Raw genomic sequence first — 11,095 nt, 5'->3', positions numbered from 1 at the left:
GCCAAAAAATGGTCCGTAACAGGCATTATACAAATATAGCTGACTGCTTTTGCCACTTAAAGTTATGTCAACTGCCCCGATGTGCATTGCAACATAATTTGCATAGTTATTCATTTTAAGGGCAATACTTCCTGAGCCGTCCCAGACATTTATTTTTAAAACCGGCATTCGTAAAGTATCGGCACAACTCAGTTTTCCGTTTGAGCGGAAGGTGATATGACTAAGGTTTTTTATGGCTACAAATATTTTTACCTTATTGTCAAAACTGCGAAGCCAGTTGCAGGAAGTTTCGTTTTTAATGTATAAAATACTGTCAGTTATATATGTTTTAATGTTATCCATCAGGTTGATTCCTGTTTCCACTTTCAGGAAAGTGCTATCGGAAGGAACGAGAATAACATCCACATCACCCTTGATATTTAAGGTATTAAAATTGCCGGATACTCTGTTTTCTGTTACTACAACACCGTTTCCATTAAGGCAATCACAATTATCATCCGAGCAGGATGCTAAAAAAAGAATTAACAAAAACATCTTGAAAACGGATGGAAATCTATTCTTTAATATTGGAAATCTATAATCTGCATTCATAAATTTAAATCTGATTTCTGCATTCTAAAATCTCAAATTATTTTACAGGCTCCACCCAATTCCCCAACCCATAAAATCAGCTTTGGCATAATGTGATTTAAGGAAAATAAATGTTTCAAAATTTTTATAAAACTGATATTTAATTGCGAGTTTATCATAAACATTGGCATCGCTTTTTTCGGTACGGAAAAGGTAAGTGCCCAACGAAAAGTCAATTTTTAATCTGCCGATGTCCCAACGGTGTATTGCACTGATGCCGCAGTTTATAAAATCTTTATCCGAAACATTTTCCCTTCCATCGAGTTGAAGCAAAATTTTATCGCTTTCGTCGTACCCAATATCCTGCCCAAAGCCAAAAGCATGTTTAGGGGAAGTGTAATACAGTTCTTTAAATGAAAAGTAGAAAATCTTGTAGTTGTAATCGTAATTTTCCTCGATTTGTTTTAACCCTGTGGCAGCTTCAAGATTAAAAATCCAATTTTTATCAAAAAACTGCTTATCTCTTTTGATGAATTTGGTGGGTTTCAATTTATAGACGATTCCTGCACTTGCCATCGGCAGATTTATTCCGTAATTAGGGCTAATCATAGTTCCGTTTGAAAAATGCGTCCATGAAACTCCGAGCGATGCTTTCCAATTCGGATTAATATTGTAAGCAATATCATACATAAAACTAATGCATGCATTTACATTTGAGCCTATTGCCAGGTTTTTATAATTTTCGGTTCTGTCGAATTTTTTTGTGAAATAACCGGCGCCAAAGCCAAGTCGAAAATCGAGTTGAAACATATTATTTCGGAACAATGGAAATCGCATGAATGGATAAAGGGCGTAAACATTTCCCAATTCGCGTGTACTGCCAAGTGATGAATAAAAACAAGCGAAACCGTAGGAGGGATAGCGGTAAAGTTGTTGCCAATATTGCTTTCCGCTGCTTTGCTTGAAAAAACTTGCCTCAAACGAAGGGAAATGATGATTGGTGTAAACACCCATATTGTAATGATGCTGCATAATAAAACCGTAATTTCCCCTTAGTTCGGCATTCCATCCGCTGAAACGTTGTTGTGCGGAAAGATTACCAAAGAAGCAGAATATGGATAAAGAAAATAAAAGCAGCCTGGCTTTCATAGCAAAGTTAAGAAGTTGCAATAATCAAAAAATATTATGAATACTCGTTGAACAATCTGTTAAATGTAATGTTATTTATACAAAATCTAAATTAAGACATGAAAACCATATTACAAAGTCTGTTAATAATAGCCGGATTATCCTTGATGATAATCACTAAATCTGAATGTCAAACAATTAAAAATAATAATCACGATATGAATACAAATAAAGAAAATACCTCAAAATTTGAATTTCCGACATTGCCTTATTCCTACGATGCACTGGAACCTTACATTGATAAAACGACCATGGAAATCCATTATTCCAAGCACCACAGGGCTTATTATGATAATTTTATGAAAGCAATTGCAGGAACAGAAGCTGAAAACATGTGCATTAAAGATATTTTTGCCAATATCAGTAAATATCCGGTAGCAGTCAGGAACAATGGCGGCGGATATTACAATCACAAATTGTTTTGGGAAAATATGGCTCCAAAGGGGGAAAATGGAGAAATTTCTACTGAGTTGAAGGAAGCCATCATCAAACGATTTGGTTCGTTAGAAGAGTTTGAAAAACTGTTTGAAGAAGCCGCCAAAACCCGTTTTGGAAGTGGCTGGGCATGGCTGATTCTTGATGAAAATAAAGATTTACAGGTGGTTTCCACCCCCAACCAGGATAATCCATTGATGGATATTGCCGACAAAAAAGGAACTCCGCTACTTGCTCTCGATGTTTGGGAGCACGCATATTATTTAAAATACCAAAATCGTCGTCCTGATTATGTGAATGCTTTCTGGAATGTAGTAAATTGGACTGTTGTAAGCAGTCGTTTTGAAAAAACAATGCAAAAATAAGTTGTAGTTTGGTTAATTCAGGAAAAAAGCCGGCTTCTTTTTGAAGACCGGCTTTTTTTTAATTATTCGAAAGAAATAATTGATTGTTTTATTCTTTCCACAGCATCGAGAATATGTTCTTCACTAATTACCAAAGGAGGGGCAAAACGGATAATATGCTGATGAGTAGGTTTAGCCAGCACACCATTGTCGCGCATTTTTAAACAAATATCCCATGCTTCCTTGCCATTTCTGGGGCGGATAATCACAGCATTCAGCAAACCTTTTCCGCGAACCAATTCAATCATATCGCTTTTGATTTTGCGAATTTCTTTTCTGAAAATATTTCCAAGATATTCGGCTTTATCGGCAAGTTTTTCTTCTTTAACAACTTCGAGGGCAGCAATGGCAACTTTCGCAGCCAAAGGATTACCCCCAAAAGTTGAACCATGTTCACCGGGTTTTATTGTCAGCATAATTTCGTCGTCGGCAAGAACTGCTGAAATAGGCATTGTTCCGCCCGAAAGGGCTTTCCCAAGAATTAAAATATCGGGGCGAACGCCTTCGTGGTCGCAGGCAAGAAGTTTGCCGGTACGTGCAATACCGGTTTGAACTTCGTCGGCAATAAAAAGAACATTTTTTGCTTTGCAAAGAGCAGAAGCTTTAGCCAGGTAGCCCTCGTCGGGAACAAACACACCGGCTTCACCCTGAATAGGTTCAACAAGAAAACCTGCAACATTGGGGTCTTGAAGTGCCTTTTCCAGGGCAGGAATGTCGTTGTAAGGAATAATGATAAATCCGGGAGTAAAAGGACCGTAATCGGAATAGGCATCCGGGTCGGTTGAAAAAGAAATTATGGTAGTTGTACGACCATGAAAGTTGTTTTCGCAAACAATTATTTTTGCTTCATTTTGCGGAATTCCCTTAACTTTATAAGCCCATTTGCGGGTAAGTTTAAGAGCGGTTTCGTCGGCTTCTGCACCGCTATTCATTGGTAGAACACGCTGATATCCGAAATATTCGGTAATAAACTTTTCATAAGGACCAAGGCAATCGTTGTAAAAAGCTCTTGAAGTAAGAGTTAAAACCTGAGCCTGGTCAGCCATTGCCTTAATTATTTTAGGATGACAATGTCCTTGGTTTACGGCTGAATATGCTGAAAGAAAATCGTAATATTGTTTGCCTTCTACGTCCCAAACCAGGGGTCCTTTTCCACGGGAAAGCACTACCGGCAGCGGATGATAGTTGTGTGCTCCGTACTTATCTTCAAGCTGCATAGCTAAGCCGGAGTTCATAGTTTGAGTCATACTTACTTTATTAAGAAGTTATTGAATAGAATTATGCTGCAAAGGTATTAAATTCGACGAAAGAAAAAACTTAAAATTGTCCGAGTTTTGTCCAAAGTTCGTATCGGTCGGGTTCTTCTTCGGGGAGTTGCAATTCTACATTTTTCAGAAAATCAACGGTTAGCCGAATATCGTTATACATAACTTTGTCATTATCAATGAATGAAACTATTTTACGATATTTTTCCAAAAAATTTTCGAGGAAGGGAGATGTTTTAGCCGGACGCCGGAATTCCAAAGCCTGTGCGGCATTGTAAAATTCAATAGCAAGAATACGTTCCAGATTTTCCAGCACGCGGAAAGCCTTGGTAGCGGCGTTGGCTCCCATGCTTACGTGGTCTTCCTGCCCGTTTGAAGATTCGATAGAGTCAACCGAAGCCGGGGTACAAAGCTGTTTGTTTTGGCTAACTATTGATGCAGCAGTGTATTGCGGAATCATGAATCCGGAATTCAATCCTGGTTTGGCAACCAGAAAAGGCGGCAAACCTCGTTTTCCTGAAATTAGCTGATAAGTGCGTCGTTCAGAGATATTTCCAAGCTCTGCCATTGCAATGCAAAGATTATCAAAGGCAAGAGCTAATGGTTGCCCGTGGAAATTTCCGGCTGAAATTATTAAATCTTCTTCCGGAAATATTGTAGGGTTGTCGGTAACGGAATTAATTTCGTTTCGGAAAACGTAAGCAACGTAAATAATTGAATCTTTGGAAGCTCCATGCACCTGCGGGATGCAACGGAATGAATAGGGATCTTGAACGTGAGTTTTTTGTCTTGAAATAAGTTCGCTGCCACTTAAAATATTTCGGAAGCGTCTTGCTGTTTTTATTTGGCCATAATGAGGTCTTATCTGCTGTATGTGAGGATGAAAAGGTTCTATTAAACCATCAAAGGCATCCAACGAAATTGCGGCGGTGATGTCGGCAAGGCGCGAGAGTTTGAAAACACGAAGGCAGCAATAAACGCCGTAAGCACTCATAAACTGGGTGCCATTTAGCAATGCAAGTCCTTCTTTTGATTGTAATACAATTGGTTTCCAACCAAATTTTTGGTAAATGGCAGCACTTTGCTGTTTTTTCCCTTCGAAATAAACTTCTCCAAGACCGAGTAAAGGCAGAGAGAGGTGAGCCAGAGGCGCCAAATCACCAGAAGCCCCAAGCGAGCCTTGCTGATAAACTACCGGAAGGATGTCGTGGTTGAAAAAGTCAATCAAACGCTCAACAGTTTTTAGCTGAACGCCTGAATTACCATATGAAAGTGATTGTATTTTAAGCAACAGCATTAATTTTACGATTTCCTGCGGAACTTCTTCACCAGTGCCGCAGGCATGCGACATCACCAGATTACGTTGAAGTGCAGAAAGCTCATCCTTAGAAATTTTATGTTCGCAAAGAGCACCAAATCCGGTATTTACTCCATAGATGGGATCGGATGAGGTTTCCATTTTTTTATCTAAGTAGTTGCGGCATTTTTCTATTCTTTGTTTTGAATCTTCCGTGAGTTGCAGTTGAAAATGTTGTTTTATGATTTTTTCGATGGTTTCAAATTGCAATGTTTCGACAGAAATATAATGAATATTTTGCATTAATTTAAAATTAAAAGGTTATTAATTTAAAATAAAAAGACAATTAACAGATTAATTTCTGGATAATTTCTTGTTCGGAAAGATTTTCCTGCTTACCGGTAATCATATTTTTAAGTGTAAGAATTCCACTTTTCATTTCTTCGCTCCCTATGATGATAACATAAGGTATATTTTTTGCATCAGCATAAGCCATTTGCTTTTTTATTTTTGTTGATTCTGGATAAATATCTGTATTAATACCTTTTTGACGCAATTGTGTGGCTACATTCAGGCAATATTTTTCTTCTTTGGCGCCAAAATTTACCAAAAGCACCTGGCTGCTAACTTCTTTATTTTCTGGAAAGAGATTTAGCTCGTTCATAACGTCGTAAATCCTGTCGGCACCAAAGGAAACGCCTACACCGGAAACGCCAGGAAGACCGAAAATTCCGGTAAGATCGTCGTAACGACCACCGCCACAAATACTTCCCATAGGAACATCCATCGCCTTTACCTCGATAATAGCGCCTGTGTAATAATTCAATCCGCGGGCAAGGGTAAGATTAAGTTCGGCTTCGGCTGTAAGGTTCAACTGGTTGAAATATCCGAACACGGTTTTCATTTCTTCGATTCCTTTCAATCCGGTAGCTGAATTTTCAAGCAGTTTTTGCAGTTTTTCAAGCTTTTCTGCTGTGTTTCCCTGAAGATTGAGAATGGGTTGCAACTTTTCTATGGCTTCGGCAGGAATGCCTTTTTCTGCCAGTTCCGTATTCACATTTTCGGCGCCAATTTTATCCAATTTGTCAATCGCAACGGTAATGTCGGTGATTTTTGCAGCTTCTCCTATTACTTCGGATATCCCGGCAAGGATTTTACGGTTGTTGATAAGAATTTTTACGTTTATCCGTAAAGCAGAAAAAATAGCATCAATGATCTGGATCAGTTCAACTTCGTTAAGCAACGAATCGCTACCGATCACATCCACGTCGCATTGGTAAAATTCACGGTAACGGCCTTTTTGCGGACGGTCGGCACGCCAAACGGGCTGAATTTGGTAACGTTTGAAAGGAAAAGTAATATCGTTCCGGTATTGAACCACATAACGTGCAAAAGGCACGGTAAGATCATAGCGCAAACCTTTTTCAGAAATTAAAGGGGCAAGTTTATTTGCTGTTGGCAACTGATTGTCATTCAATGGCAAATTTTGCAGGAAATCACCGGAATTCAGGACTCTAAAAAGAAGTTTGTCCCCTTCTTCTCCATATTTTCCCAGCAGGGTAGAAAGGTTTTCCATCGCCGGAGTTTCTATGGGCTGATAGCCGTAAAGTTTAAAAACAGAACGGATTGTATCGAAAATATAGTTCCTGCGCATCATTTCCATGGGGGAGAAGTCGCGGGTTCCTTTGGGGATGGACGGTTTTTGTGCCATTATATAAAAATTTAAAAATCAGCATTATTTCCGGATAAACCAGAAAACAATGCCGTAAAAATTAGGTGTGCAAAGGTACAGGAATTTCCTTGTTTCAGGCAAGGTGAAGTTGTTGTAAAAGATGCTTCAGATAGATTTCCGCTTCCGGAGTGCCTTCCGGCGGCGACCATGGAGCGGAATTAATATCATTTTTAGGGATATACGGACCTTCTTTGGCTTCATAAGCTACCGAGTTTTCCTCGAGCGAAAGCACGGTATGAAACGTACGGGCAGGAATTTCAACTCCGACATTTTCTCCGTCAGGAGATATAATGCAATGATTTTTAATGCTTCCGTCATTATTAAAAACAATAACCAGCATTTTCCCGCGAAGGGCAATGAACGCTTCGTCGCGGTCGGGATTTTCGTGCTTATGCGGACGAATGTAGGATCCGGGTTCCATAGCATTTAAAAACCGTTGAAAACCATCTTCATACGTTGGATGATAATTATAATTCATCCGCTTTCGCGGAGAAATTTTAGCTTGATCGGATGTTTTTTGAAGGAAATCCTGATTGATTTTTATCATTTTCTGCCTGATTCGTTTTTTAATGCAATTGCTTTTTGCTGTAAATCAATATCTTCAGCAGTAACTGCAAGCATTTCAATATTATGAGGTTGTGGACGGGTATTATCGTCAACATGAACAAAAGTAACAAAGCCGTGAACCAAAACCTGTTCTGGTTTATTTATAAGCGTTACTCTGATATAGCCAACTAAGCTGGTTCGTCCGGCAAAAACTATTTTGCTTGTAAAACACACTGTTTCACCTGGTAAAACCGGTTTTGAAAATTTCATCCCGTGTATTTTTAAGCAAATCAAATATTTAGGATTTAAAAGGCTGGATGCGGCTACGAAACCGGCTTCTACAAACCATTCGGCACTTCGTCCGGCAAAAAGGGTTCCGTGGTGGTTCAGGTCTTCACTTTTTACAAGGCGATGGGTGTCGTAACTGCGAATTGGAATTTGAGTCATAGTATTAGTATTCAAATTTATGTAAATAATTAATTGTTATTCCGATAATTATAGCAAAAAGAAAACTCATCATGGTACCAATGAGAATATATTCAGCCATTTTCCGGTCGGGGGCATTGCGAATGTCGGCAAACCTAAGAATGGATTTAGCGGCTATCAGAAAACCTACGGCATTAAACTGGTTTATAAAAATGAAAATCAGGATAAGCCAGCGTTCGAGGATACCAATGGTTTTTCCGGCATTTGCCAACCCCGGTTCTTCCCGGTTGTCCAGGTTTTTTTGAAATTGTCTGGTAAAAAGATAAATAAGGTGCGAGACAGGATGTGCTACCAGTAAAAATCCACTAAAAATTATCCAGAAGTGAATATCTGAAAATTGACTGTAAAGTGGGAAAAGTGTTTGAATTTTATTATTTTTAAAAATGTATACTATTAATACAATAGTAAGTATATGAATAAGTTGGTCTGAAATAAAAAGGAAGGAGGTTTCTTGCCGGCTACTTTTCCAGCTATCGGTAAGCCAGTGCACCAAAACGAATATTGCAATGGGGATCAGCCATATCCCAGTAACAAAACCGGAAAATATCCAACTGATTGTTGCAATTACCATTAAATGCTTCAGCATTTCAGCGGAAGCCCAATTGTGTTTTTTCTTATCTAAAACCCAGGATGTGGGTTGCAGGTAAAAATCCGCCAACAAATGCGCAGCCAAAAGCCTTACAATGAGTGATATGATTTCATTATCCGGCAATGCTCCCATTTTTAAGTCTATTAAAAAAATTTTTACTATGAATAAAAAATTAAGTCCCTGGACTTAATAAATATTATTTTAAGTCCCTGGACTTAATATTAGCTAAATTAAGTCCCTGGACTTAATAAATCCAATAATTCCATCCATCTGCTTTCCCATTGCATAAATGCAAAAAAGCCTGCTTTTTCGAGGCGGTAATGTGCAGCAATAGGGCTAATACCCGACGATTCAGCAATTTGCTCCAGCGTAAGCCCTTTCAGGGAAAGATAAACCGCTTCAGCACTTTGAACTGCCCATTGAGAAATAATGGCATCTGCCATAGCACATTCGGCAACCAGTTCGGAGTTAATTGCAGAGTTGGAAGTTACAATAATTAAACGTTGCCGGGGTTTCATTTTATCAAGAGTAAGCCCCGACAGCAGAAATGCTTCTCCGTTTCCGGTACCAGGAATTTCTGAAGAAAGATTGTCAACACAACCTATTCCGATGGCAATCCGTGCATCCAGAGCCTCTTTTTTGCGCTGATGCGGAAATTCGGTACGAAGGGCAGTTTTTATGGCTAAAGCAGCCTTTAAAGCATATTTCGGATTGACTAAAACACCCTGAAAACTATCGCCTCTAAAAAAATAATAACCTAAAAGAGCTTCATTACCGGAAATTTCCTGAACCCTTGCGAATCCGGTTTTCACGGCTTCAACCATCAGCCGTTTTTGTTCGCCGTTAAGTTTTGACGAGCCTACAATGTCGCCGGTGATGACAGCAAAATGTTTATTTTCCATTTAAGCCAAAAGTTTTTTGTAACGAATTCTTTTCGGCGCTTCATCGCCCAAACGCTTGCGTCTGTTTTCCTCGTAGTCGGAATAATTTCCTTCAAAGAAAAATACTTCCGAATTTCCTTCAAAGGCAAGAATATGCGTGGCAACGCGGTCGAGAAACCAGCGATCGTGTGAAATAATTACGGCGCAGCCGGCAAAATTTTCCAGCCCTTCTTCCAATGCGCGGAGGGTATTTATATCAATATCATTGGTCGGTTCGTCAAGTAGCAACACATTGGCTTCGCTTTTCAAAGTCATGGCAAGGTGCAGACGGTTGCGTTCGCCACCGGAGAGGACGCCGGTTTTTTTACCCTGGTCGGCTCCGCTAAAGTTGAAACGGGCTACGTAAGCTCTTGAATTGATTAATTTTCCACCCATTTGAAGTTGCTCATTTCCACCCGAAATTACTTCCCAAACATTCTTTTCCGGATCAATTTCGGCATGCGACTGGTCGATGTATCCGATTTTTACGGTTTCTCCGACCTTAAATTCTCCATTGTCAGGTTTTTCCATTTCCATAATCAACCTGAAAAGAGTGGTTTTTCCAGCACCATTCGGGCCTATCACACCAACGATACCCGCCGGAGGCAGTGCAAAATTCAGCTTTTCAAAAAGAAGTTTATCACTAAAGGCTTTGGAAACATTTACGGCTTCAATAACATTATTTCCCAGCCGGGGACCATTAGGAATGAAAATTTCGAGTTTTTCTTCTTTTTGTTTTACGTCTTCGCTCAAAAGATTTTCATAAGCATTCAAACGGGCTTTCCCTTTGGCATGGCGGGCTTTGGGCGACATACGAACCCATTCCAGTTCGCGTTCAAGGGTTTTGCGGCGTTTGGTTTCCATTTTTTCTTCGGCAGCAAGCCGTTTGGTTTTCTGGTCGAGCCAGGAAGAATAATTTCCTTTCCAGGGAATGCCTTCGCCACGGTCGAGTTCGAGTATCCATCCGGCGACGTTGTCAAGGAAATAGCGGTCGTGGGTAACGGCAATTACTGTACCCTTATATTGTTGTAAATGATGTTCGAGCCATTCCACCGATTCGGCATCCAGGTGGTTGGTGGGTTCGTCCAACAGAAGAATATCCGGTTCCTGAAGCAAAAGCCTGCAAAGAGCTACACGACGGCGTTCGCCCCCCGACAGGTTTGCCACCAAAGCATCCGGCTCGGGGCAACGCAGAGCATCCATTGCCCGTTCCAATTTGGTATCAAGCTCCCAGGCATTATGCTGTTCAATTAGTTCTGTAAGTTTGCCTTGCCGTTCGATGAGGGCGCTCATTTCGTCGTCGCTCATGGGTTCGGCAAACTTGTTATTAACTACCTCATATTCTTTCAATAAAGCAACTATTTCGGCAGCTCCTTCTTCTACAACTTCTTTCACGGTCTTTCTGTCGTCGAGATGTGGTTCCTGCTCTAACATTCCAACTTTGTAACCTGGCGAAAAAACAACTTCTCCGTTAAAAGATTTGTCGGTTCCGGCAATGATGTTCAGCAAGGTAGATTTTCCGGCACCATTTAATCCGATGATGCCTATTTTTGCGCCATAGTAAAAAGAAAGGTAAATATCTTTCAATATCTGACGTGATGGGGGTACGATTTTATTCACGTCCACCATCGAAAAGATGATTTTATAATCTTCTGCCATAAGT

General features: G+C 39.9%; 11 protein-coding genes. 1 reads left to right on the top strand and 10 read right to left on the bottom strand.

Features of this window, described 5'->3' with window-relative positions:
* Positions 1-534, bottom strand: a 534-nt coding sequence (locus M0R21_04085) for a DUF2807 domain-containing protein (protein ID MCK9616996.1), incomplete at its 3' end; no start/stop codon positions are given.
* 99 nt (positions 535-633) lie between these two features.
* Entirely contained in the window at positions 634-1,719 is a 1,086-nt protein-coding gene (locus M0R21_04080; protein ID MCK9616995.1) for an acyloxyacyl hydrolase, read from the bottom strand.
* A gap of 197 nt (positions 1,720-1,916) precedes the next feature.
* On the opposite strand from M0R21_04080, the gene M0R21_04075 reads away from it, so the two are divergent.
* On the top strand, positions 1,917-2,558 hold the full coding sequence (locus tag M0R21_04075; protein MCK9616994.1) for a superoxide dismutase: 642 nt from the start codon (positions 1,917-1,919) through the stop codon (positions 2,556-2,558).
* A 62-nt stretch (positions 2,559-2,620) separates the two neighbouring features.
* Here the strand turns inward: M0R21_04075 and rocD are convergent, their stop codons facing one another.
* The 8 genes from rocD to ettA all read right to left on the bottom strand — a co-directional run bounded on the left by rocD (position 2,621) and on the right by ettA (position 11,091).
* On the bottom strand, positions 2,621-3,844 hold the full coding sequence (gene rocD / locus M0R21_04070) for an ornithine--oxo-acid transaminase (protein ID MCK9616993.1): 1,224 nt from the start codon (positions 3,842-3,844) through the stop codon (positions 2,621-2,623).
* A gap of 70 nt (positions 3,845-3,914) precedes the next feature.
* Positions 3,915-5,462: a histidine ammonia-lyase gene (gene hutH, locus M0R21_04065; protein ID MCK9616992.1), complete on the bottom strand. Its 1,548-nt coding sequence runs from the start codon at positions 5,460-5,462 to the stop codon at positions 3,915-3,917.
* A 43-nt stretch (positions 5,463-5,505) separates the two neighbouring features.
* Complete coding sequence (gene hisS / locus M0R21_04060; protein ID MCK9616991.1) at positions 5,506-6,870, bottom strand: histidine--tRNA ligase; 1,365 nt, start codon at positions 6,868-6,870, stop codon at positions 5,506-5,508.
* Positions 6,871-6,964: 94 nt separating this feature from the next.
* Positions 6,965-7,438 (bottom strand): WbuC family cupin fold metalloprotein, encoded by a 474-nt coding sequence (locus tag M0R21_04055; GenBank protein MCK9616990.1) that lies wholly within the window; start codon positions 7,436-7,438, stop codon positions 6,965-6,967.
* Positions 7,435-7,884, bottom strand: coding sequence for an acyl-CoA thioesterase (locus M0R21_04050; protein MCK9616989.1), 450 nt, complete (start codon positions 7,882-7,884; stop codon positions 7,435-7,437). The genes M0R21_04055 and M0R21_04050 overlap by 4 nt, the downstream gene beginning before the upstream one ends.
* Before the next feature lie 4 nt (positions 7,885-7,888).
* Positions 7,889-8,644, bottom strand: a complete 756-nt coding sequence (locus M0R21_04045; GenBank protein ID MCK9616988.1) for a DUF3307 domain-containing protein — start codon at positions 8,642-8,644, stop codon at positions 7,889-7,891.
* Between the two features lie 98 nt (positions 8,645-8,742).
* Positions 8,743-9,414: a hypothetical protein gene (locus M0R21_04040; protein ID MCK9616987.1), complete on the bottom strand. Its 672-nt coding sequence runs from the start codon at positions 9,412-9,414 to the stop codon at positions 8,743-8,745.
* On the bottom strand, positions 9,415-11,091 hold the full coding sequence (gene ettA / locus M0R21_04035) for an energy-dependent translational throttle protein EttA (GenBank protein MCK9616986.1): 1,677 nt from the start codon (positions 11,089-11,091) through the stop codon (positions 9,415-9,417).
* Between the last annotated feature and the right edge of the window lie 4 nt (positions 11,092-11,095).

This window comes from Lentimicrobiaceae bacterium, assembly GCA_023227965.1.
GTDB lineage: Bacteria > Bacteroidota > Bacteroidia > Bacteroidales > JALOCA01 > JALOCA01.
Note: the sequence above shows the minus strand (reverse complement) of the source record. Positions and strands in the feature narration are given on the sequence as shown.